We start from the raw sequence: 22,991 nt of genomic DNA on the forward strand, positions 1-22,991 counted from the left end.
TCGCGCAATCGTGACGTTCAAGCCAGCCATTGGCGCATGCAACTGGCTCCCGAGCTGCATCGACAAGCGCTTCCTGTGGCCCAGGAAACACGGGCGGCACCGGCGGGCCCGGCTGACCCTGTGGTCCGTCGGACGGACGGCCGACTGTCAGTCGTGCAGCTGGGCGAGATGCCGCATCTTGTTCATCGCATCCAGCGCGGCGACCTTGTACGCCTCGGCGAGGGTCGGGTAGTTGAACACGGCGTCGACGAAGTAGTCGACGGTGCCGTTGCAGCCCATCACCGCCTGCCCGATGTGCACCAGCTCGGTGGCCCCGGTGCCGAAGATGTGCACGCCGAGCAGTTGCCGGCTGTCCGGGGCAACCAGCAGCTTCAGCATCCCGTACGAGTCGCCGACGATCTGCCCGCGGGCGAGCTCCCGGTAGCGGGCGACGCCCACCTCGAAGGGCACCCGGTTATCGGTGAGCTGGTCCTCGGTGCTGCCGATGAAGCTGATTTCCGGGATGGTGTAGATCCCGATCGGCTGTAGCTGCGGCATGCCACGGGCTGGCTCACCGCAGGCGTGGTGGGCAGCGAGCCGGCCCTGCTCCATCGAGGTGGAGGCCAGGGCGGGAAAGCCGATGATGTCCCCCACCGCGTAGATGTGCCCGGCCGCGGTCTGGAAGTTCTCGTTGACCTGGATCCGGCCCCGGGCGTCGGCGGTCAGGCTGGCCCGATCCAGGTCGAGGTCACCGGCTACGCCCTGGCGCCCGGCGGAGTACATCACGGTGTCGGCGGCGATCCGCTTGCCGCTCTCCAGCACCGCGACCGCGCCGCGCTGGTGGCGCTGCACCGACGCCACCTCCTCACCGAAGCGGAAGGTGACCGCAAGGTCGCGCAGGTGATACTTGAGCGCTTCGACGATCTCCAGGTCGCAGAACTCGAGCATCCGGTCCCGCCGCTCCACCACGGTGACCTCGGTGCCGAGCGCGGCGAACATCGAGGCGTACTCGATGCCGATCACCCCGGCTCCGATCACCAGCATCGACTGCGGCACCTGTTCGAGGTTGATGATGCCGTCGGAGTCGATGATGGTCCGCTCGTCGAAGTCGACGCTGGCCGGGCGGGCCGGGCGGGTGCCGGCCGCGATCACGATCTTCTCTGCGGTGACCTTGTTGCCGTGGCCGGTGGCATCGGTCACCACTACCGTGTGCGCGTCGTCGAACCGCGCCGTGCCGGTCATGATCCGTACCCGGTTGCGGGTCAACTGGCTGCGGGTCACGTCGATCTCGCGCCCGATCACGTGCTGGGTCCGGGCAGCCAGGTCACTGACCGTGATGTGATCCTTGACCCGGTAGCTCTGACCGTAGACCTCGCGCTGGTTGAGGCCGGTCAGGTAGAGGACGGCCTCGCGCAGGGTCTTGGACGGGATGGTGCCGGTGTTGATGCATACACCGCCGAGCATGTGCGCGCGCTCGACGACCATGACGCTCCGGTCGAGCTTCGCCGCGGCGATCGCCGCCTTCTGTCCACTGGGGCCGGATCCGATCACTAGCACGTCGACGTCATACACCGGCCCAGTCTGACAGGCTCGGGTTTCCAGCTGCTTACGGCCACCCCCGGCCATCCGGACGAACTGGGAAGATAGACGGGTTGCCTTCCGCAGCGAAAGGCCTACCATGGGACGATGTGCGCCATGCGAACGCGACATATATGAATATATGATGGCACGGGCATCAATGTCCGCTATGCCGTAGGCCGCTGCTTCCCTCGCCCCAGACGGGCCCCTCGCCACAGACGGATCTGAGAGGCATCACCGTGAGCCACCCGTACCGAACCCCAGCTGACCACTCTGGATTCTCCCCCTCCCGCCGCCCCCGCCGCCGGCCGGTCTGGCTGTGGATCACCGCACCGGTCGTGCTGGCCGTCCTTGTCATCGGGATCGGCGCGCTGACCAGGGGTGAGCAGTCGCAGGCGACGCCGACGCCGACAGTCGGCGAAAGCACATCGCAGACCCCACCGGCCGACACCGAAGGCTGGCAGGCATGCCAGGACCTGCGTGAGATCAGCGCGGCCGAGCTTGCCCACGACGTGAATCGGGAGATCGGCCGGCAGGCGCAGGCGTCGACCGATGCCACGCTGGCCGCTCGCGGAAAAGACCTGGTGGATGCCGCCCGGGCCGCCGCAGATCAGGAGCCGATCGAGGGCAACCTGACGATCTCGGCCGCGCAGGTCGACCTGCGCGAGGCCTGCGACCGGGCTTTCGGCCCGGCCTGACCGGCCGGTACGGTGCCGTCCGGCCGAGGGCTCAGCCGGACGGCGCCGGACGGCGCCACGTGTCGAAGGCGATGCGCACCGCCTGTTCCACCGCCGCGATGCCAGCGTCCAAGGAGCCGTGGTGGTCGGACAGCACCGCCACGAGCCAGTCGTGGTCGTCCTCGACGATCCGCCCGATGCTGTTGACCAGCCAGCGTCCGTCATGATCACCGACGGTGTCCCAGCCGTTCTTCACCCAGGTTCGGGAGCCGGCCGTGCCGGCACCGGCCGGTACCCCCCACCGCTGGCCGACGACCACCCGACCCATCAGGTCCAGCACCAGGCCCCGGTCCGCCGGTCGCAGCAGGCTCTCCTCGTCGACCAGCGCACGGAGCAGCCGGACCTGGTCGGCCGAGGTGGTGACGGTCGTTCCCCAGGCCGACCTCGGTCGGGTCTGGGTCAGGCCGAGCGCGGTGTTGACCCGGTTCAGTCCGGGGACGCCACCGATGGCGGCGAAGAGTTCACTGGCCGCCGCGTTGTCACTAGCTGTGATCATGGCCTCGACCCGGTCGCGTTGCACGGCGGTCAACGGGGTCCCGTCCCGGTCCAGTAGCAGGGCAGTGAGAATCTCCACCTTGACGATACTCGCTGTCTGGAACTGGAGCTCGTCGCCGGTACGGAACCCGGCTCCGGTGCCGCGCTCGACGACCGCGAAGCTGAACTGGCCCGGCAGCCCGGCGGCGTACCCACGTACCTGTCGGGCCGCCAGCGCAGCCCGGCGGCGCTGGTCCGCCACGACGTCCGGGGTCGGCACCGCAGAGGTCGGCACGGCCGCCACCATACCCGGCCCGCCCGCAGCCACCCGACCGCCGGCCACCGGCGAATCGGCGGCAGCCCGCCACCCGTAGCCGAGGCCGCCGGCGGCGAGCAGGCCGAGACCGAGCAGCGACCGACGGGGTGTGCCGCCACGGTAGTGGGCGCGTCGACCGGCCCGATCTACGACGCGACCACTGACCGGGCCTGTTCCGATGATCACGTGCGCTCCCACCAGATCCGGGGCCGTCTGTTCTGCCACCGGTGGTACGGGCAGCGCACGGCGGACGTTCAAATCGACGGCTCAACGGGGGGCGTGTCCGGGTGCGACCGGGTGTAACGCATAAGGTGGCGGGCATCCTCCCGATGATCGACAAGGCGGATCGACGATGGCGGACACGGCTGCGGTTGGCACGCTCGGCGTCGGCGACCATGCCTGTCTCACCTTCTCCGACCGGGAGGAGCGACTGGACCTGGTGGCGGCCTTCGTGCGTGACGGGCTGCGGGCCGGGCAGAAGGTGGTCTGCTGGACCGACTCGGTGAGCCCGGACGAGCTCACCGGTGAGCTGCACGACCGCGCGGTACGGCCTGGCTCGGCCCTGCGCCGGGGCCAGCTGCGCATCGCCTCGGCCGCCGAGTCACTGCTCGGCGGGGCACCGGCCGACGCCGGGGCGATGGTGCGGACGCTCGCGCGGGAGGCGCGGCAGGCCAGCGACGAGGGCTACGCCGGCCTGCGGGTGACCGCCGACATGTGCTGGGCGACCCGCCCGGCCGCCGCAGCCGATCAACTGGTCGAGTTCGAGACGCTGGTCGCCGACCTGTTCGCACACAGCCAGCTCTGTCTGATCTGTCAGTACGACCGGGAGCGCTTCGACGCTGTCACGCTGGCTTTCGCCGCCCGGGCCCATCCCAGGACCGTCGCGGCTCAGGTCTACCTGGAGCATCCGCTGCTGCAGATCTGCCGGCAGTACAGCCCGACCGGCCTGCGCATCGCCGGTGAGCTGGACTACCGGCACAAGGATGTGCTCGAGCTGACGCTGGCCGAGTCGGTACGGATCGACCGCCACCTGCACGTCAACTTGACCGGGCTGGACTACATCGACGGCGCCAGCGCCGGGATCATCCTGGCTGCCGCACGGGCGTTGCCGAGGTCGCGCCGGATGACGGTGTCCTGCCGACGGCTGGTCGGTACCGTGCTGTCCCTGGTCGGGGCGGATGACGTCGCTCAACTCCGGGTACAGAGGCGCCATGAGCAGCCCTGATCCGACCTCGCTCGGCATCGGGGGACGGCCGCCGGATACTGCGTCCCCGGCCGGCGCCGTCAACCAGCCGTTTGACCGGGACGGTCTGTACGGCCTGCGGGCCACGCTCAGCGCACACGCTCCCGGGCTGGACATCTCGTCCGAGCAGACCGAGCATCTGCTCATCGTCGCCGGGGAGCTCGCCACCAATGCGATACGCCACGGCGGCGGCAGCGGCCGGCTCCGGTTGTGGCGCCGCGACGATGTCCTGTACTGCCAGGTCAGCGACAACGGGCCGGGGATGCGCGACCCGCAGGTGGGGACTGTTCCACCGGACCAGGCGCGGACCGGTGGTCGGGGTATCTGGATCTGCCGGCAACTGTGCACCGAGTTGATCATCGACCGTGCCGAACCTGGGTCGGGGGCGGTGGTCACCGCGGTGATCAGCCTGGCCCGGCCGGCCGGCTCGGTGGGCGACGGTCCGGTGATACTGGTGCTGGCATCAGAAGGCCAGGACCGCGACCACGGCGAGGTAGCCGCCGAACAGCAGGGTGCCCTCGAAGCCCAGCCGGCCCCAGCCGCGGACCTGCCGGGCCAGCAGCCCACCGAGCAGCACGGTGGTCATCAGTAGCGCGGCAGAGGTGAGGAATAGTTCGTCGGGACCGGCCGCATGGTAGATCGACCCGGTGCGGTAAAAAATGTCAGCGATCACCAGGTTCAGCGCGTCGAGGCAGTTGCCACCGAGGATGGCGGCGACCGCGAGGGTCACCGCGCCGCGCCGTACCGCGGCGATCGCGGTGATCGTCTCCGGCAACGCGTTGACCAGGCCCATGAGCACCCCGCCGACGAATCCGGCCCGTAGCCCGGTCGCCTGCACCAGGCTCTCGGCGGCGAGGGCGGTCAGCCAGCCGCTGGCGGCGACGACCAGCCCGACGAGAGCGAACCGCACCCACAGCCGGCGCAGCGGACGGTCGTCGAGGAGTCCGTGGCTCTGCGGCAGATCCTGGCGGGTCTCGTTGGTGTCGACGGCTTGCCAGTAGGGCGTAACGTCGGTGGAGTGGACGATCATGACGCCGCCGAGGTAGCAGCCGACCATGATCACCGAAACCGGGTGGACCCCCACCACCGCGCCGTCCGGGGTGTAGGTAGCCAGCAGCGCCAGGGCCAGCAGCGCCAGCAGCAGGCAGCCGAAGAGCAGGTTGGACAGCGAAGCGGCAGCGTGTTCGAGGTTGACTCGCCGGTAGAACAGGTCGGCCACCGCGACTGCGGTGGTCTGCGCAGCGATACCGCCGACGGCGTTGCTGTAGGCCAGTTGCGGAGCATCGCTGACCGCCGTCACCGCGGTCATCACGATCCCGGACAGCGAGGTCGCCAGTCCGAAGAAGACCGCGCCGAAGACCGCCTCTCCCCAGCCGGTCCGGTCGGCGAGCGCGTCACCCACGGCGACGAGCCGGATCCCACCGACCACCGTCACCACCCCGGCGATCGCGAACGCGGCTATCGACCAGGTGACAGGCCAGTCCGCCGTCGCCACGAAATTCGGCATAAGACGTATTTTTTCATATTGTCCGGCCGTCACATGCAATATCACCGGACCACGTGACGACCGCCCACGACAACCGGTCACCATCGATCAGGATAAACTGAACACTACCCACAACTTCCACACTGGATGTCCGATGTGCCGACGCCGGCAGGACAAGGGTCTGTCAATCAAGAACGAGAGGAACGTACGTGGTATTCAAGAAGATGCTGGGTGCTCTGGGAATCGGCGCTCCCAGCGTCGACACGGTGCTGCAGAACCCCAACGCCCGGCCAGGCCTGGCCCTCACCGGGCAGGTGAACATCACTGGCGGCAGCCACGACGTACAGCTGGACCAGATCACCGTCAGCTTGGTCACCCGGGTGGAGGTGGAGGCCGGCGGCGAGGACCACAACGCCCTGGCTGAGTTCCACCGGTTCCCCGTGTCCGGCGGCATCCACCTGCGCGAAGGCCAGCAGTTGTCGTTGCCCTTCCAGTTCCCGGTGCCGTGGGAGACCCCGGTGACCGATCTCTACGGGCAGCGCCTGCACGGCATGACCATGGGTCTGCGGACCGAGGTCGCCATCCCGGGGGCGATCGACCGGGGCGACCTCGACGCGGTGCACATCTACCCGCTGCCGTTGCAGGAGCGGATCCTGGAGGCGTTCGCCCGGCTCGGCTTCGCCTTCAAGGGCGCCGACCTGGAGTACGGCCGGCTGCACGGCGTGCCCCAGACCCTGCCGTTCTACCAGGAGATCGAATACTACGCCGCACCCCAGTACGCCGGCGGCATCAACGAGGTCGAGCTGACCTTCGTGGCCAGCGAGTACGGCGTCGACGTCGTACTGGAGTTCGACAAGCGCGGCGGTCTTTTCCGCCCGGGACACGACTCGTACGGCCGCTACCGGGTCAGTCACGCAGACGCCGACCAGGTGGACTGGACCGCCCAGGTCGACACCTGGGTACGCCAGGCACTCTCCCAGCGCCAGTCGCTGATTGGCGGGTACGGCGCGCCCGTTGGGCATCACGGTGGGTCGGGAATGGGTGGGGTCGTCGCCGGCGCGGTCGGCGGCGCCGCGCTCGGCTTCGCTGGCGGGATGATCGCCGGCGAGGTCCTCGACTCGTTCGGCGGGGACGACGACTCGGGTGAGGAGTTCGAAGAGGAGTGACCATCCGCCGGGGGTTGGCGCCCGACCGGCGCGCCAACTCCCGGCGACCTGGCGATGCCACCAGGTCACCGCGGTGCCCGGCACACGATGGAGAGAGAACCGGCCGGCACCCCCTGATTATCCACTGCAGACATCTGATCACCGGTGGTTCGGCAATTCGACTGGGTCTTTCGACAGCTGGCGTTGCAATGCTGAGCGACACAGACGTAGGTTGTGGTCAGCCGACCGACGTACACGGCCACCCCGTTCCGAGCGGCGGCATTCGGTACGACCGGCGAGGGTGACGACTTTGCGTATCCGGGTCCTCGGTCAGGTCTGCGCCTGGCGCGACGGTGAACAACTGGATCTCGGACCAACGGCTCAACGGGCCATCCTGGGACTGCTCGCGATCGCGGCCGGACAACCAGTGCGAGCGGCAGAGATCTCGGCTGCGGTGTGGGCCGAGCGGCAGCCGCCACCGACCGCCCGGAACGTGATCCAGACCCACATCAAACACCTCCGGCGACGACTCGAGCCCCACCGGCCGCCCCGCGCTCCGAGCACGGTGCTCCCCCAGGTCGGTGACGGCTACGCGCTGCGGCTACCCGCTTCGGAGATCGACGCGGAGGTCTTCCGCCACCGGCTCGCCGCTGCGGCCGGTCTGCAGCGCAACGGCGAGCTGAGTCGTGCGGCAGACGAACTCGAACAGGCCCTCGGGCTGTGGCTCGGCCCGCCGATGGCCGACATCCCGGCGCTGGCCGAGCATCCCCGGGTCGTCGCGTTGCTCGAGGAGCGGCACACCGCCCTGGCACGGTACGGAGACATCATGATCGCCGCAGGGCGGGCCGCCGAGGCGGTGACCGCTCTGGAGGAGGCCGCCGCCGCACAGCCGCTGGACGAGGCGGCACAGGCCCGACTGATCCGGGGGTACCACGCCGCAGGTCACCGTGCCCGGGCGTTCCACGCGTACCACCGGGTGCGCCGGCACCTGACCGACGAGCTCGGCGTCGATCCCGGGCCGGAGCTGACCGCCGCACACACCGCGCTGCTGCACGACGAGGAAGTGACCGCGGCCCCAGATGCCCGACGCTCGGGCGGCGAACCCGGCCGCGCAACGCCCCAACCGGCACCGGCACAGCTGCCGGCCGACATCCCGGACTTCACCGGCCGGGTCACCGAGCTGGCCGAGCTCGACCAGTTGCTCGACGCCGCCCGGGGGTGGACCGACGACGACGCGGACCGGTCGTCAGGGGTGACCGTCGTCGCGGTGTCCGGAACCGCTGGCGTCGGCAAGACCGCACTCGCCGTCCGCTGGGCGCACCGGATCCGGCACCGGTTCCCCGACGGCCAGCTCTACGTCGATCTGCAGGGCTACGACGCCGAGCAGCCCGTCTCCCCGAACCAGGCGCTCGCCGGCTTCCTGCGGGCCCTCGGCGTCGCTGGTCCGGACCTGCCGCTGGACCTCGACGAACGGGCAGCCTGCTACCGCAGCCTGGCCGACGGACGGCGGATGCTGGTGGTGCTCGACAACGCGGCGTCGGCAGAGCAGGTCCGGCCGCTGCTGCCCGGCTCGCCGTCCTGTCTCGTCCTGGTCACCAGCCGGGACTCGCTCGCCGGGCTGGTCGCCCGGCACGGTGCCCGCCGGGTCGGCCTCGATCCGCTGCCGCTGGCCGAGGCGGTGGCGCTCATCCACCGACTGATCGGTGCCCGGGCCACCGTGGAACACACCGCCGCCGCGGTCCTCGCCGCGCACTGTGCCCGTCTCCCGCTGGCCCTGCGGGTGGCCGCGGAACTGGCGGCCACCCGCCCCACCGCGCCTCTGGTCGAGCTGGTCCGTGAACTCGCCGATCAGCACCGGCGCCTCGATCTGCTCGATGCCGGTGGCGACCGACGCACCGGCGTACGCGCGGTGTTCTCCTGGTCCTACCTGCACCTGCCGGCCGACGCCGCCCGCGCGTTCCGGCTGCTGGGGCTACATCCCGGGCCTGCTCTGGAGCCGCACGCCGCCGCTGCGATCACCGCCACCTCGGTGCCCGACGCCCGGCGGTTGCTCGAGCTGCTCGCCCGCGCCCACCTGATCGAACGTGGGCCCGGCCACCGCTACGGGATGCACGACCTGCTCCGGGCGTACGCCGTGGACCTCGCCGGCCAGCAGGATTCACCGGTCGACCGGCACCGGGCGATGACCATCCTGTTCGACCACTACCTGCACACCGCCGCAGCTGCCATGGACCTGCTCTTCCCCGCCGAGCGCCACCGGCGGCCGGCGGTGACCGGCCCGAGCGTCGCCGCGCGGCCGCTGCTCGACGCCGCTGCGGCCCGGGCCTGGCTGGAGCAGGAACGGGCCAACCTGGTCGGCGCCGTCGTGCACACCGCCGGGAACGGCTGGCCGGAACATGCCCGGCGGCTCGTGCTCACCATCTTCCGCTACCTGGAGGGCGCCGGCCACTACCCGGAAGCGGTCACCGTGCACCACCACGGTCTGCTCGCGGCCGAGATCATCGGTGACCGGGACTCGCAGGCGCACATGATGACGAACATCGCCGTGTTGTACGGGATGCAGGGGCACCGGCAGTTGGTCGCCGACCACCTGCAGCGGGCGCTGGTGCTCTACCGGCAGACCGGCGAACGCGCGGGGAAGGCCCGCGCGCTGGGTAACCTCGGCGTCTTCCATGGCCAGCAGGGCCAGTACGACCAGGCCACCGCCCATCTGAGGGAGGCGCTCGGCCTGCTCCGGGGAGCTGGTGAGGCGCACGGTGAGGCGATGGCGCTGGGCAACCTCGGCTGGATCGCCGTTTTACAGGGCCGTTACGCCGAGGCGGCCGAGCACCTGTCCGACGCGATCGCCCTGTGCCGACGGATCGGGCACCGGGTGGGGATGGCGTTCGCGCTGGACTCGCTGGGCCAGCTGCACGCCCGACTGGGCAGCTTCCGGGCCGCCGCCGACCACCACGGGCAGGCCCTGGAGATCTACCGGGACACCAGTCAGCCGATGGGTGCGGCGTCCGCGCTGGTCGGACTCGCGAACGCGCTGATGGAGGTCGGCCACGCCACCGCGGCCCGCGACCACTACCAGCAGGCGCTGTCGCTCTCCGCGCAGATCGGCGACCGGGCGCAGCAGGCCCGGGCGCACGCCGGACTGGCCCGTGCCGGGCAGCGGTTGGCCGACGCCGACCACGGTCGCACCACCCCCGACGAGGTATGGGACCACTGGTGCCACGCGCTGGCCCACTTCAGCGCGATCGGCGCTCCCGAGGCCGAGCAGATTCGGGCCCGGCTGAGCGCCGCGGACCGTGAGCGGGCCGACGCCGAGCCCGGTAGCGCCTCAGGCGCCCAGGTCGCGTTCAGCGCACCGGCACCGGGTCGCTGAGCACGGCGCCCGCCCTCCGTCGCCGGTGCAGGTACTGGGCGAGCAGCAGCCCGCCGGCTCCGACCGCGACGTCGCTGAGCACGCAGACCAACCGACTGGCCAATACCACGGTTCCGGCCAGCGGCAACGGCATCACCGACGCGAGGGCCAACGCGAGCACCGCTTCGCGCACGCCGATGCCGTCCGGCGCCACCATCACCAGCAATCCGGTGACGGTGGCCAGCGCGAACCCCGCGACGCAGATCAGGTACGACCGGCCGGCCGGTGCCCCGGCGACGACCGCCAGCAGCCACAGGTGATGGCCAGAGATGATCCACGACAGCGACTGCGCCAGGATGGACCGACGCACCCCACCGGCTGAGGCCCGGACCTGCGGCTCGGGCCGGCGCAGCACCCGGGCGGCCAGCCGGATACCGCGATCGAGCAGGTCGGGCCGGATCAGCAGGACGGCAACCGGCAGCGCGGCGGCGGCTATCCACCACATCCCGCCGCCGGCGACGGAGGGGCCGGCGGCAATTCCCACGGTGAGCCCGGTGAGCGCGACGATGCTCCAGCTGAGTACGAACACCGAGGCCAGGCGGACCGGACCGACGTCGACCGCCTTGCCCATCCGGACCAGCACCGGCAACGCGACGAAGCGCCCGGGCACGAACTTGACGAGGAAGCCGACGAAGAAGATCCGGGCCGCGGTCCAGGTGTCGACCCGGGCGCCCAGGTCGACGAAGAGCGCCCGCCAGGACAGCACCCCGAAGACCAGTCCGACGCAGTTGACCGCGAAGGCACCGCCGACGGTGAGGTAGACGGCGACCGGGTCGAGGGACCCGGCCAGCTCACGAACCGGTGCCCAGTCCTGGGTCCGCAGCACAGTGACCAGTCCGACCACCAGCAGGGCGATGAACACGACGACGAGCACCCGGTTCAACACCCGCAACCAACGACCCCACCGGCCGGACGACGTCACGGCGCTCTGCGGACGGCCCGGCACCGTAGCGCCGGCCTCGTCGACACGGGCGGTCACCGGCCCGTCTCCGGTGCCGTCGCCGACCGGGCCGGTCGGCGACGGGTCGAGCGCACCAGCCCGGCGGCGAATCCGACGGTCATCCCCGCCAGTTGGGTGGTGTGCATCAGGAAGTGCATCGCGACGAAGAACACCAGGAACCGGTTTCCCTTCCGGCGCCGGACGAAGCGGAACAGAGCCCCGTCCACCAGGACGAAGACGGTGAAGGTGGCCGCCGGCACCGCCAACAGCCAGCCGGCGACGACGGCCAGCGGCAGGGTCACGGCCGTCGCCGCGCAGCACAGCATCGCGGTCACTGCAGCGACGTCGACGCCTGAAGCGGGACGCGTGGTGTCGGGCCGGTGCCCACCGGCGCGGTGCACCCGATGTCGGTCGTCAGCAGCGAGCACGCCGACCAGCAACGCCCCGTAGCCGACCGCTCGGCGGACGTGTTCGGCCAGGAACGGCAGCAGCCGGTCGACGTCATCGTGCCGGCCCACCACGTCGGCGCTCATCCGGATCTCGTACCGGGCGGGCAGTCGGGTGCCGAACTCGATGTCCTCCGCGTCCCGCAGCCGCTCGTCGAAGCCGCCCACGTCGTCGAACGCCTGCCGCCGAATCGCGGTCAACGCGAACAACGTGGCATCCGCGACGCCGTCACGCTGCCGCCGCCAGTAGTGTTCGAACAGGGTCTTGTAGATCTCCACCGGGCCGTCGGCGGCCAGCGGCTCCGCGTCGTAGATGCCCTGCACGACCGCGCACCCGGGATGCTCCCGGAGCACCCTCAGGGCGTTGCCGACCGCGTCCGGCGCAAGCGCGATGTCGGAGTCGACGAAGAACAGCACTTCACCGACGGCCGCCGCCGCACCGGCGTTGCGTGCGGCGGACACCCCCTGGTTGGTGGGCAGGCAGATCAACCGGCAGGGCAGCCCGGCGGCGATCTCCCGGGATCCGTCGGTGCTGGCGTCGTCGACCACGATCACCTCGACCGGCTGGCAGGTCTGGCGGTACACGGCGCGGACACAGTCGGCCAGGGTCTTTGCCTTGTTGTATGTCGGGATCACCACCGACACTGTCGGGTACCCGGTCACCATGACACCCACAGCGTCTGCGGCCGGTGGTCGGACATGCCCCGGGCGTCGCCGAACTCGTACCGGTGCACGGTGACTCCGGCGGAGACCAGCGCCCAGTCCAGTCTCCAGGACGACACCTGTTCGGTGGGCCACGACGCGAGGTAGACGGACCGGCTGGCCGACTCGGCGTCGCGCAAGCCGGTCGGCAGGCGGCGCAGGTCACCCATAGCGGGGCTGGTGTTCAGGTCCCCGGCCAGCACCACCGGGTTGTCGTTGCCCGCCACGTCCGCGGCCAGCGCCCGGAACTGCGGTATCCGACGCTGGTGCTGTTCCCGGACCGTCCGGTGGAACTCCTCGCTGAACAGGCTGGGGCCGCCGGCCCACAACGGCACCGGCAGGTGCGCGTTGTAGGTGGACAGCACCCGGTCACCGACCCGCACGTCGGTGCGGAGCACCTGGTAGCGCCAGAAGTCGGTGAAAGCATCCGGGGCCGGGGGAAGTCCGTCGGCCTCCAGCGGCGTCTGGGCGACGATCGGGTACCGGGACAGGGTGACGAGCTCACCGATGACCGCCACCTGGAAGCCCGGCATCTCCCGGCGCAGCCGGTCGAGGTCGTCGACCGGCACGATCACGCCGTCGACCTCGGCGATGTACTCCTGCAGCAGGTATACGTCGGCCCGCTGGTCGCGCAACATTCGGTAGAAGTCGTCGGCCCGGTCGGTGGTGTGCCAGTACCCGGTGTTCCAGGAGAGCACCCGTAACGCGTCCGGCGGCACCTGCGGCGTCGACCGCAGCGGACCGGGCAGGTTGATTCCGGCCAGTCCGGCGCCGGCCAGCAGCGACACGGCGCACATCAGCGCCGCCGGGCGCCGGGTCCGCCGACAGCCGGCCGCCGCCGCGACGAACAGCAGCGGTACGGCGACGAACATCACCGGCGGCATCAGCTCGGCGAGTACCCACCACCAGACGCGCCCGCTGAGCAGCCGGTGGGCCAGCACGTACGCCAGCCAGGCCGCCGAGCCGGTCAGGAACACCCGGCCGAGCCAGCGGCGCCACCACCGTCCCCACGGTCCCAGCCCTGCTGAGCCGCCGCCGGTGGGCGTCGCCTCGGCCGGACCGTCGCCGGTGCCCGGCGTCATGTCGACCGGGCCGGCCTCGGCCGGTGCGACGTCACCGGCGGCAGCGGCCTGAGCGGTCATACGGTGGCCTCCGCGGGGAAGGTGCTGTCGTAGAGCTGTCGGAACGGCCGGGACACCAGCCACTGCAGCGTACCGACCGCCACTCCCGCCGTGATAGTCACATTGACCACAAAGTGCACTGCGACGAAGAAGATCAGGAACGGGACTCCGCGCAGCCGGTGCGCCAGAGCGTACATCGGCCGGTCGGCGGCGACCGAAGCGATGAACAACCCGAGGGGCACCACCGACCACAGCGGACCGAGCAGCGCCGGCAGCGCCACCGCCGGCACTGCGGCGGCCGCCGCCAGGCTGCCCCAGGCTCGCGACGCCGTCTCGAATCCGGTGGCGAACCGGCGGGCCCGGGCGTACAGCGGGATTCGCAGCCGGGCCCGGTGAAAGAGCTTGCGCAGCAACGGCACCAGCTGGTGGTCGTGATCGTGCCGGCCGCGGACCCGGGAGGTCAACCGGAGCTGGTGACGGCGGGACAGCCGGTAACCGTAGTCGACCTCCTCGGTCTGCTTCAGCGCCGGGTTGAACGGCCCCACCTCCTGGTAGACGCGGCGTCGGATGGCGCACATCGCCGGGAACAGGAAGGTGACGTTGCCCTCGCCGCTGGCCGACCAGTGGTGGTACTGCAGCCCTCGGTAGCGGGCGACAGCGGTGTCGTGCAGCAGCGGCTCCGGGTCCTCGATGCCGCAGACCGCGCCGACCTCCGGCTCAGCCTGCAGAATGGCGACCGCCTCGGCAACCGCGTCGGGGGCCATCGCCACGTCGGCGTCGACGAAGAACAGGATCTCGCCGCTGGTGCTGGCGACGCCGATGTTGCGGGCCCGGCCGCAGCCGCCGTTGTCGGCCAACGCGATCACCCGTACGCCCTGCGCCTCGGCGACCGCCACCGAATCGTCGGTGCTGCGGTCGTCGACAACCAGCACCTCGATCGCCGGGTAGCTCTGGTCGGCGATCGCCTGCAGGCACACCGCCAGCGAGTCGGCGTAGTTGTAACTCGGCACGATCACCGAGACCAGTGGAGTCGACATGTCACACCGCCTCGGCCGGCTTGTCGTAGAGCCGCCGGAACGCCCGCGACGTGAGGTAGCTGGCGAAGCCGACGGCCGCGGCGACGCCCATCACCACGTTCATCAGGAAGTGCATGGCGACGAAGTAGCCGACGAACAGCGGGTTGCGGCGGGCCGCGACGAACCGGTACATCGGCCAGTCGCAGGCGACGAAGCCAGCCAACGCGGCCACCGGTAGCAGGCTCCACCAGGGACCGAGCAGCAGCGGCAGGACGGCGGTCAGCACGGTGAGCAGTGCGGCGACGCTGCTCCACGCCCGGGGGCCGCTGCGCAGCCCGCCGGGGAAGGTGGGATTCTGGGCGTACATCGGGATGTGCAACATCGTGCGGGTGAAGACCTTACGGATCATCACCCGCAGTTCGTGGTCGTGGTCGTGCACGCCGCGCACCGCCGGAGTCAGCCAGATCTCGTACCGGCTGGCCAGTCGGAACCCGTAGTCAGCGTTCTCGGTCTCGCGCAGCCGCGGGTTGAACGGCCCGATCTCGGTGAACACCTCGGCACGCATCGCCAGCAGCGCGGTGTACATGGTGTGGATGCGCCCCTCGTCGGCGATCAGCCAGTAGGACTGCTGCATGCAGCGGTACTCCTCGACCAGGCTGTCGCGGATCAGCGGCACCGGGTCGTAGTTGCCGCACACCGCACCGATCTCCGGCCGTTCGGTGAGCAGCGCCACCGCGTTGGCCACCGCGTCGGGTTTGGCGGCCACGTCCGAGTCGACGAAGAACAGGATCTCCCCGTTGGCGTTGGCCGCGCCGAGGTTGCGGGCCACCGAGGGACCGCCGTTGACCGGGGTCTGCACGACCCGAACGCCGTACGACTCGGCCACCACCACCGAGTCGTCGGTGCTGCGGTCGTCGACGACGATGATCTCCAGGTGGGGGTACGTCTGGGCGCGCAGCGCGGACAGACACAGCCCCAGCGCCCGGGCGTAGTTGTAGTTCGGCACGATGACCGACACGAGCGGGTCAGGCATAGGAAGAGACCACTTTCGGAAAGGATTCGCTAGGACGACGGGTACTGGGCGGCGAGCAGGGCGATACCGACGCTGGCGGCGAGCAGCGCGGCGGCGACGACGATCAGGCGGTCCCGCAGTACGGTCCGGACCGGGTCGCCGCCGCCCCGACGGACCAGCACCGCCTGCAGGTAGCGGGAGATCCCGAACAGCACGAGCGGTACGGCGCTCAGCAGCAGGGCGTTGCGGTACACACCGACCGGCGCGTCCGAGTGCAGGTAGAGCAGGAAGCCGATGACCGCGACGGTGGCGTTCACGGTGAGCAGTTGGTCGGCGAGGTTGAGGTTGTAGCCGCGCAGCGCCGGGCGGTGCGCGGCACCGTCGACGGCGAGCTCCTGCCGGCGTTTGCCAAGGATCAGCAGCAGACAGGTGGCGAAGACGGTGGTCAGCAGCCAGGCCGAGACCGGGCCGGCGGTCGCCGCGTAGCCGAGCAGCACCCGTAGCACGAAGCCGGCGGCGACCACGCAGATGTCGACCAGCGGGACGTGTTTGAGCCACCGGCTGTACGCCAGGTTGAGCACGAGGTAGCCGGCGACCGGCCACCAGGCCAGGGCAGGTCCGGCGACGACGCCGGCCGCCAGTGCGGCGGCGAGCGCGGCACCGAACAGCCAGGCGGTGGCTGGCGGGATCCTGCCGCTGGCCACCGGTCGGGACCGCTTCGACGGGTGACCGGCGTCCAATCGCCGGTCGGCGACGTCGTTGACCACGTACACCAGCGACGACGCCAGGGTGAACAGCAGCACCGCCCAGCCGACCCGGCCGAGCGTGGCGGCGGTCCAGACCGGGGCGTCCAGCAGCGCGATCGGAACGGCGAGCAGGTTCTTCGGCCACTGCTGCGGCCGGGTCAGCGCGGCAAGGTCGACGGTGGTCCGCACCATCCGGGCGGCCACGCCGCGCGCCGTCCACCCGGACCGTCCGGTCCGGGACGGGCGGGCATCCGGCGGTGCCACCGGTGTCGCGGACACCGATGTCGGCTCGGCCGCGACCTCGACAGCGGGCATCGGCACCTCCTGGCTAGAAGAAGACCTTGGCGGCGGCGAGCACGCCCTGCCGCCACGGGTCGCGGCTGGTACGGCCGCTGGCACCGGCCGGCGTACCGCTCGTCCGCTGCCCCTGCCACCACCGGAACGTCTCCAGCACCGCGTCCCGGTTGCTGTACCGAGGGCTGAACCCGAGTCGCCGCCGGGCCCGACCGATATCGACGTAGGAGTCGTCCATCAGCTTGTGCAGCAGCCGGCCGTACACCGGGGACAACTTGGTGCGTTCCAGCAGGCCGAGGGCGGCGAGGGCGGGCCGGGCCGGCAGTGCGACCACCCGCTTGCCGTGCCCGGCGGCGTCCAGCACCGCCTGAAAGTCCTCGCGCAGCGTGCCGAACTCGGCGGCGCCGATGTTGTACGTGTCGTTGGCGACCTCGGCCGGTGCCCGCAGCACGGTGACCACCGCTTCGATCAGGTCGGCGACGTGCAGCATCTGGATCCGGACCTGGCCGTCGCCGAGCACCGGGAAGTTGCGTCCCTCCTGGGCCCACTGGAACAGCATCGAGAACAGCCCCATCCGGCCGGGGCCGAGGAACGTCTTCGGCCGCAGCACCGGCAGCACCAGGTCGGCGCCACGGTAGCCGACCGCCAGCCGTTCGGCGTCCGCCTTGGCGGTGCTGTAGGGGTCGACCGGCGCGTACGGGTGCTCCTCCGGCGTCGGCACCTGTCGGGGCAGCCCGTAGACCGCGGTGGAGGAGATGTAGACCAGCCGGGGCACCCGTGCGGCACGCACCGCGTCGAGCACCGCCCGGCTGCCGTCGACCACGATGGAGCGGATCTGCGCCGCCGGGTAGCTGGGCAGCGCGGCGGCGCAGTGCACGACCGCGTCGGCTCCGGTCAGCGCCTGCCGCAGCGCGGCCGAATCCCGCACGTCGCCGATCAGGTGCCGGTAGTCGGGCGGGGCGGTGCCCGGTGCGGGTTCCCGCAGGTCGAGTCCGACCACCTCGACGCCGTCAGCGACCAGCCTTGCCACCACCGACGAGCCGAGCATGCCGGCGGCACCGGTCACGGCGATCACCACAGCGAGCCGACCTTCTGCGCCACGAACCGGGTCAGCAGCCGGTTGAGGCCCTGGTCGAGGACCTTGTCCAGACTGTCCAGGAAGTACTCGACGTCGTCGTCGGAGGCGACCAGCGGCGGGCCGACCACGAGCGGGCTGGCGCCGTTGAGGGTGTAGTAGGAGTAGATGTCATGGTCGCGGTAGAGCGCGTTGATCACCGCGCAGGTGACCACCTTGGTCCGCAGCTGCGGATCCCGGGCCAGGCCGGCGGGTGCCAGCTTCGCGGCCAGGTCCAGCGCCTTCGGACCGCCGTCGATGAACACCCCCCAGAGCGCGCCCGATCCGGCGACGTCGGCGACCGCGTCCGGATGCTGCTTGGCGATCCGCCGCAGGCCGGGTGCCAGCAGTTGCTCGATTCGGCGGGCCTGGCCCGGGTAGTCGTCCTCGACGGCGATGTTGACCGCTTCGATCGCGGTGGCGCATTCCTCACCGAACCCGTAGTAGGTGGTCGAGGTCGAATGCATCAGCGCGTCCATCGGGTTGTCGTACGCCTTGCGGAAAATTCCTTCCCGGGCGACGTACGCCGAGATGGACGACTTGCCGCCGCCGAACGACTTCGAGGTGGTCAGCACGTCCGGCAGGAGTCCGGGATAGCGCATGAAGTAGAACAGGCTGCCGGTCTTTCCCCAGCCGGTGTAGATCTCGTCGAAGATGAGCACGATCTTGTGCTCGGTGCACAGGTCACGAAGGCCACGCAGGAACTCCTCCGAGCACCAGCGCATGGTGGAGGCACTGAACGGCTCGATCAGGATCGCGTAGACGTCGTCGGGATGCGCTGCGACCGCGGCGCGTACCGATTCGAGATCGTCGTAACCGAATGTCACGACACCGGAAATGCCGGGAAACTTGAAATGGTTCTGCGCTCCGCCAGTCAGGCTGCCGGAGCCGAGAAGCTTGCCGTGGAAGCTGATGTCGGCACGCAGGATGGTGTTCCGTCGCCCGCCATGGACCTTGTAGGCCAGCTTGACCGCGCCCTCGACCGCCTCGGCGCCCGAGTTTGGCAAGAAGGACATGTTCAGGTCACCGGGCAGCACCTCGGCCAGGTTGTGGGCCAGCGCGGCGACGTACGGCGAGAAGTAGGTCTTGTGCACCTCCATCCGCTGCCGCTCGGCGAACCGGCGGCGCGCCGCCAGGATGCGGGGATGGTTGTGTCCATGGTTGAGTACGCCGACCCCGCCGGTGAAGTCGAGGATGCGACGGCCGTCCCGTAGGTACAGGTAGGCGCCTTCGGCGCGGTCGACCAACTCCCGACCGAAACCGAAGGACGTCATCAGACCGACCTGGCTCCGGTTGACGTACCGCCGGTACAGATCGTGCACCTGTTTGACGGAGAGCTCGTCGCAATCATCGACGGTGAACAGATCAGACACCTATCGAGCCTTTCTCCAGAACTGGCGGCGACTCCAGAGGAACGCGGAGCACCGCCGGGAGCCCCTGCAATTGTGCCGACGGGTACTGAATGACGACTGTAAGACGACTGGATCGGCACTGGAGCACGGTATCCAGAAGATTGACCGTGACCGTCACTACGACTATCGTCTCGGCCAGTCACGGTGACGCACTTCCCGGCGGTCCCGACATTCGACAAGGTGGTGTCCGTGCCCCCGCACGTATCGGTCGTCATTCCCGCCTACAACAGCGAACGGACCCTGCATGCCTGTCTGGGCGCCGTGTACGGGCAGACACACCCTCCGGTGGAGGTGATCGTCGTCGACGACGCGAGCACCGACCGGACCCGGGAGATCGCCCGGCGGTTCCCGGTACGGCTGCTGCAGACTCTGGTCAACAGCGGCCCGGCCGCCGCCCGCAACCGCGGGATCAAGGCGAGCACCGGCGACGTGGTCTTCTTCGTCGACGCCGACTGCGCACCGACACCGACCGCAATCGCCACCGCGCTGCGGATCATGGCCGACGAGCCGGACATCGACTGTGTCCACGGCGTGTACCTCACCCAGCCGTTGTACGACGACGGCCCGGTCGAGGCGTACCGGCTGCTGCACGCCCACTACTGGCGGATCCGCAACACCGGCCGGGTACGCACCGCGATCTTCGCGCTGTGCGCGGTCCGCCGTTCGGTCTTCGACGACGTCGGGTTCTTCGACGAACGGCTCCGCGCCTCCGAGGACGTCGAGTTGAGCGATCGGATGGCCGACCGGCACGGCATCTGGCTGTCCGCCGACGTGACCTGCCGACACGACGACGACAGCCGGCTCTGGCCGATGCTGCGCAAGCAGTTCGGCCGCTCGCAGATGCTGGTGCCGGTGGCGGTACGGGAACGGGGCCCCGCCGGGCTGCGGGCCAACCGGCCGGGCGGCGTGCTGGCCGCCGCCGCAGTGCTCGGCACCCTGCCGTTGGCCGTGCTGACCCCGGTGCTGCTGGTCCTGCCGGGGCTCGCCCTGGCCTGGTTCGTCGTCGCCGACCCCGGGCTGGTCGGCTTCGTTCGCCGGGAGCGGGGCACCGCGTTCCTCGCCCTGTTCCTCTGCCTGCACTTCCTGGTCCACCTGGCCATCGTCTGCGGCGGCACCGTCGGCGGGGTGCGGTTCCTGCTGGACTCGGACTTCGGCCCGACCCGTCGACTGGCCCCAGGGACGAGCCGGTGAACCAGCTGCCGACACTGCGGGCGAAAGCGCTGGAGGCCGGTTTCCTCGGCGTACGGACCTTTCACCGGCTACGGCCGGTGACCCCGTCGGCGCGGCGCAGCTGGCCGGTGTTCCGGGTCGGAGCCGGCGCGGTCGCGCTCACCGTCGACGACGGCCCGGACCCCCGCTGGACCCCCGCGCTGCTGGATCTCCTCGCCCGGCACCGGGTGCCGGCGACCTTCTTTCTGATCGGCGACCGGGTAGCCGAACACCCGGAGCTGGCCCGACGGATCGTGGCCGCCGGCCACCGGATCGGCAACCATTCGCTGCGCCACCCGATGCCGTTCGCGGCGCTCGACGCCGACCGGTTGCACCGCGAGATCAACCATGCCCAGCAACGAATTCACGACGCTACCGGAGTCACCGCCCGGTTGTTCCGGGCACCCAGCGGCGGATGGTCGACGCGGGTGCTGGCGGCCACCGTTGACGCCGGGCTGACCCCGGTCGACTGGACGGTCAACTCCAGCGACTGGAAGGAACCCGGCGTCGGGCACATCACCCGTACCCTGTCGCGCGCCGGCTCCGGTCACGTGCTGCTCTGCCACGACGGCGGCGGTGACCGGTCGCAGACCATCGCCGCGCTGGGCACCGTGATCCCCCGGCTGCTGTACCGCGGGCTGCGGTTCGTCCCGGTCCCTGACCGCCCTACCGCCGCCGAGGAGGCGTGATGGCCCACCCGTTGTTCCGGATCGCCGCTCGGGCGCTCAACTGGCCGCTGACGGTGCTGGTCCGCCCGTACCCCCGGGTGAACGCCGTGTTGTGGGACCTGCAGTACGCGCTGGGGTTGTGGCGATATCTCGACCAGGGGCGTGACCGCGTCCCGCTGGAACTCGCTCAACGGGTCACGTCGCGACCACGCATCCTGGACCTGGGCTGCGGTACGACCGTCAATCTGGCGCTGCCGCCCGGCGGGTACCGGCACTACCACGGTGTCGACATCAGCCGGGCGGCGATCCGCCGGGCCCGCGCGCTGCGCCGGCCGGACACCTCCTTCGAGGACGCGGACCTGCTGACGTACCGGACCGATGAGCGCTATGACGTGGTTCTGTTCCGCGAGGTGCTCTACTACTTCAGCGTCGACGACGCGGTCGGTCTGCTGCACCGCGCGGCCGACCTGCTAAGACCGGGTGGCCGGGTGCTGGTCTGGGTGTACGACGGGACCACCGACACCGGCCGCGAGCTGCTGTCCCGGGCCCGTAGCTGCGGGCTGCCGGTGCACGATGAGCTTGTCGGCGGGGCGGACGGCGTGGGCAGCGTGCTGGTGCTGGGTGCCGCCGATCCGGCGTGCAGTGGCCGGTCGTGACCGCCCGCGATGCCCTACCGTCGGATGCCCTACCGTCGGATGTGGCCCGCGTAAGGGCCGCGCCGGTGGGCGGGCGACGGCCGGCAGTACGCAGCTGGCTGCTCGGCGGGGCGTTCGCCGCCGTGCTGGGCGTCGCCGCCGGCGTGCTGCACCACACCACCGGCCTGTTCTGGGGTGACCTGGCCGCGTACCGGGCGGGTGCGGTCGCGGCCGCCAGCGGTGACGGGCAGTTGTACCAGGCGGTCCACCATACCCCTGACGGCATCGCGCTCGGCTTCACCTACCCGCCGTTCGCCGCGCTGCTGATGCAGCCGCTGGCCGTGGTCGCGATGCCGGTCGCTGTCGCGGGCTGGACGGCGGCAAGTGTGGTGATGCTGGTCGCGATCATCCGGCTGACCCTGCGGTGGATCGGGCCGCCCGCCCGGCTGGGGCCGCTGTGGACGGCTGGTGCGCTGGTCGGCGCGTTGCCGATCTTCGCGGTGACCGGTCACCTGCAGGTCGGCCAGGTGGGTCTGCTGCTGACCTGGCTGGTGCTGGTCGACCTGGTCGCCGGCCGGGGCGGCCGGTGGCACGGGCTCGGGGTGGGTGTCGCCGCCGGGATCAAACTCACGCCGCTGATCTTCATCGGCTACCTGGTGCTGACCGGGCGGCTGCGGGCCGCCGCCACCGCGACCGTCGCGTTCGCCGCCACGATCGGCGTCGGCTTCGCCTGGCGGCCGACCGACTCGACCTGGTTCTGGACCGGCGGGCTGCTGGACACCGACCGGGTCACCGGGGATCCCCGGACCATCCTGAACCAGTCGTTGTCCGGTGCGGTGACCCGGGCGCTGGACGAACCACGGCCCGGTCTGCCGTGGCTGGTGCTCGCGGTGCTAGTCGGCGCGGCCGGGATGACGGTCGCGGTCCGCTGCGCACGTGCCGGCGACGAACTGCTGGCGGTGCTCGCCTGCGCGGCCACCGGACTGCTGGTCTCCCCTGTCTCCTGGCACCACCACTGGGTTTGGTGGGTGCCGGCGCTGCTGGTCCTCGCCGGTGACCAACGGTGGTCCGGCCGCCGGTGGGCGATCCTCGCGTCCGCCGCCGGCTGGCTGGTCCTGGTGGGCAGCACGAGCTGGGTGCTGGCCAGTCCGGGCGGGTGGGACCTGCACTTCTCCGGGCCGGGGCTGGTCTACAGCAACCTGTACGTGCTGCTGGCGCTCGGTGGGCTCGGGCTGCTGGGCTGGCGGGTACGGCCGGGCCGGACCGGACCCGGGCGGCGGTCATAGGGCCGGCCGGGACAGCTGCGCCG

General features: G+C 70.7%; 18 protein-coding genes and 3 pseudogenes. 10 read left to right on the plus strand and 11 right to left on the minus strand.

What is annotated here, in order from left to right; all coding sequences use genetic code 11:
* Positions 1-147: 147 nt before the first annotated feature.
* Positions 148-1,551, minus strand: coding sequence for a Si-specific NAD(P)(+) transhydrogenase (sthA, locus tag O7543_RS06305; protein WP_281554710.1), 1,404 nt, complete (start codon positions 1,549-1,551; stop codon positions 148-150).
* A 344-nt stretch (positions 1,552-1,895) separates the two neighbouring features.
* Between sthA and O7543_RS06310 the strand changes: the two genes are divergently transcribed.
* Entirely contained in the window at positions 1,896-2,255 is a 360-nt protein-coding gene (locus tag O7543_RS06310; protein WP_281554709.1) for a hypothetical protein, read from the plus strand.
* A 31-nt stretch (positions 2,256-2,286) separates the two neighbouring features.
* Here O7543_RS06310 and O7543_RS06315 read toward each other — a convergent pair whose 3' ends face one another.
* Positions 2,287-3,270, minus strand: a complete 984-nt coding sequence (locus O7543_RS06315; protein WP_281554708.1) for a serine hydrolase — start codon at positions 3,268-3,270, stop codon at positions 2,287-2,289.
* A gap of 166 nt (positions 3,271-3,436) precedes the next feature.
* On the opposite strand from O7543_RS06315, the gene O7543_RS06320 reads away from it, so the two are divergent.
* Positions 3,437-4,309, plus strand: a complete 873-nt coding sequence (locus tag O7543_RS06320; protein ID WP_281554707.1) for an MEDS domain-containing protein — start codon at positions 3,437-3,439, stop codon at positions 4,307-4,309.
* Positions 4,296-4,727: pseudogene (locus tag O7543_RS06325) on the plus strand (ATP-binding protein); the annotation flags it as partial. The gene O7543_RS06320 and the pseudogene O7543_RS06325, both read left to right, overlap by 14 nt.
* A 63-nt stretch (positions 4,728-4,790) precedes the next feature.
* Here the strand turns inward: O7543_RS06325 and O7543_RS06330 are convergent.
* Positions 4,791-5,834, minus strand: coding sequence for a cation transporter (locus O7543_RS06330; RefSeq protein ID WP_281554706.1), 1,044 nt, complete (start codon positions 5,832-5,834; stop codon positions 4,791-4,793).
* A gap of 188 nt (positions 5,835-6,022) precedes the next feature.
* On the opposite strand from O7543_RS06330, the gene O7543_RS06335 reads away from it, so the two are divergent.
* The 3 genes and pseudogenes from O7543_RS06335 to O7543_RS30155 all read left to right on the plus strand — a co-directional run.
* Entirely contained in the window at positions 6,023-6,979 is a 957-nt protein-coding gene (locus O7543_RS06335) for a sporulation protein (protein WP_281554705.1), read from the plus strand.
* Between the two features lie 289 nt (positions 6,980-7,268).
* Positions 7,269-9,092 (plus strand): annotated as a pseudogene (locus tag O7543_RS30150) (BTAD domain-containing putative transcriptional regulator); the annotation flags it as partial.
* A 519-nt stretch (positions 9,093-9,611) separates the two neighbouring features.
* Positions 9,612-10,328, plus strand: a pseudogene (locus O7543_RS30155) (tetratricopeptide repeat protein); the annotation flags it as partial.
* Here O7543_RS30155 and O7543_RS06345 read toward each other — a convergent pair.
* The 8 genes from O7543_RS06345 to O7543_RS06380 are packed head-to-tail and all read right to left on the minus strand — an operon-like array spanning position 10,303 to position 19,032.
* The gene (locus O7543_RS06345; RefSeq protein ID WP_281554703.1) at positions 10,303-11,346 is read right to left on the minus strand and encodes a lysylphosphatidylglycerol synthase domain-containing protein; all 1,044 of its coding nucleotides are present in this window, start codon (positions 11,344-11,346) and stop codon (positions 10,303-10,305) included. The pseudogene O7543_RS30155 and the gene O7543_RS06345 sit on opposite strands and share 26 nt — an antisense overlap.
* Positions 11,343-12,389, minus strand: a complete 1,047-nt coding sequence (locus O7543_RS06350) for a glycosyltransferase family 2 protein (RefSeq protein WP_281554702.1) — start codon at positions 12,387-12,389, stop codon at positions 11,343-11,345. Before O7543_RS06350 ends, O7543_RS06345 begins: the two co-directional genes overlap by 4 nt.
* 23 nt (positions 12,390-12,412) lie before the next feature.
* Positions 12,413-13,597 (minus strand): endonuclease/exonuclease/phosphatase family protein, encoded by a 1,185-nt coding sequence (locus O7543_RS06355; RefSeq protein ID WP_281554701.1) that lies wholly within the window; start codon positions 13,595-13,597, stop codon positions 12,413-12,415.
* The gene (locus O7543_RS06360; protein ID WP_281554700.1) at positions 13,594-14,613 is read right to left on the minus strand and encodes a glycosyltransferase family 2 protein; all 1,020 of its coding nucleotides are present in this window, start codon (positions 14,611-14,613) and stop codon (positions 13,594-13,596) included. The genes O7543_RS06355 and O7543_RS06360 overlap by 4 nt, the downstream gene beginning before the upstream one ends.
* Before the next feature lies 1 nt (position 14,614).
* Complete coding sequence (locus O7543_RS06365) at positions 14,615-15,625, minus strand: glycosyltransferase family A protein (RefSeq protein WP_281554699.1); 1,011 nt, start codon at positions 15,623-15,625, stop codon at positions 14,615-14,617.
* 29 nt (positions 15,626-15,654) lie between these two features.
* Positions 15,655-16,665, minus strand: coding sequence for a UbiA prenyltransferase family protein (locus O7543_RS06370; RefSeq protein WP_281554698.1), 1,011 nt, complete (start codon positions 16,663-16,665; stop codon positions 15,655-15,657).
* Positions 16,666-16,678: 13 nt separating this feature from the next.
* Positions 16,679-17,722, minus strand: coding sequence for an NAD-dependent epimerase/dehydratase family protein (locus O7543_RS06375; protein ID WP_281554697.1), 1,044 nt, complete (start codon positions 17,720-17,722; stop codon positions 16,679-16,681).
* Positions 17,716-19,032 carry an aspartate aminotransferase family protein gene (locus O7543_RS06380; protein ID WP_281555570.1) on the minus strand — a complete coding sequence of 439 codons (1,317 nt, stop codon included), beginning with the start codon at positions 19,030-19,032 and terminating at the stop codon, positions 17,716-17,718. Before O7543_RS06380 ends, O7543_RS06375 begins: the two co-directional genes overlap by 7 nt.
* A gap of 318 nt (positions 19,033-19,350) precedes the next feature.
* Here O7543_RS06380 and O7543_RS06385 point away from each other — a divergent pair, with 318 nt between their 5' ends.
* From O7543_RS06385 to O7543_RS06400, 4 genes are all read left to right on the plus strand, one after another.
* Positions 19,351-20,361, plus strand: coding sequence for a glycosyltransferase (locus O7543_RS06385; RefSeq protein WP_348650122.1), 1,011 nt, complete (start codon positions 19,351-19,353; stop codon positions 20,359-20,361).
* The gene (locus tag O7543_RS06390) at positions 20,358-21,068 is read left to right on the plus strand and encodes a polysaccharide deacetylase family protein (RefSeq protein ID WP_281554695.1); all 711 of its coding nucleotides are present in this window, start codon (positions 20,358-20,360) and stop codon (positions 21,066-21,068) included. The genes O7543_RS06385 and O7543_RS06390 overlap by 4 nt, the downstream gene beginning before the upstream one ends.
* Positions 21,068-21,703 carry a class I SAM-dependent methyltransferase gene (locus tag O7543_RS06395; protein WP_281554694.1) on the plus strand — a complete coding sequence of 212 codons (636 nt, stop codon included), beginning with the start codon at positions 21,068-21,070 and terminating at the stop codon, positions 21,701-21,703. Before O7543_RS06390 ends, O7543_RS06395 begins: the two co-directional genes overlap by 1 nt.
* Positions 21,704-21,768: 65 nt before the next feature.
* Positions 21,769-22,968, plus strand: a complete 1,200-nt coding sequence (locus O7543_RS06400) for a glycosyltransferase 87 family protein (protein ID WP_281567355.1) — start codon at positions 21,769-21,771, stop codon at positions 22,966-22,968.
* Positions 22,969-22,991 lie beyond the last annotated feature (23 nt).

It is taken from the genome of Solwaraspora sp. WMMA2080, assembly GCF_027497395.1.
GTDB lineage: Bacteria > Actinomycetota > Actinomycetes > Mycobacteriales > Micromonosporaceae > Micromonospora_E.

Coding starts and splice junctions, on each gene's coding strand:
- O7543_RS06320 (WP_281554707.1), top strand. CDS start 3,437: ATGGCGGACACGGCTGCGGTTGGCACGCTCGGCGTCGGCGACCATGCC.
- O7543_RS06355 (WP_281554701.1), bottom strand. CDS start 13,597: ATGACCGCTCAGGCCGCTGCCGCCGGTGACGTCGCACCGGCCGAGGCC.
- O7543_RS06360 (WP_281554700.1), bottom strand. CDS start 14,613: ATGTCGACTCCACTGGTCTCGGTGATCGTGCCGAGTTACAACTACGCC.
- O7543_RS06370 (WP_281554698.1), bottom strand. CDS start 16,665: ATGCCCGCTGTCGAGGTCGCGGCCGAGCCGACATCGGTGTCCGCGACA.
- O7543_RS06380 (WP_281555570.1), bottom strand. CDS start 19,032: ATGACGTCCTTCGGTTTCGGTCGGGAGTTGGTCGACCGCGCCGAAGGC.
- O7543_RS06330 (WP_281554706.1), bottom strand. CDS start 5,834: ATGCCGAATTTCGTGGCGACGGCGGACTGGCCTGTCACCTGGTCGATA.
- O7543_RS06365 (WP_281554699.1), bottom strand. CDS start 15,625: ATGCCTGACCCGCTCGTGTCGGTCATCGTGCCGAACTACAACTACGCC.
- O7543_RS06395 (WP_281554694.1), top strand. CDS start 21,068: ATGGCCCACCCGTTGTTCCGGATCGCCGCTCGGGCGCTCAACTGGCCG.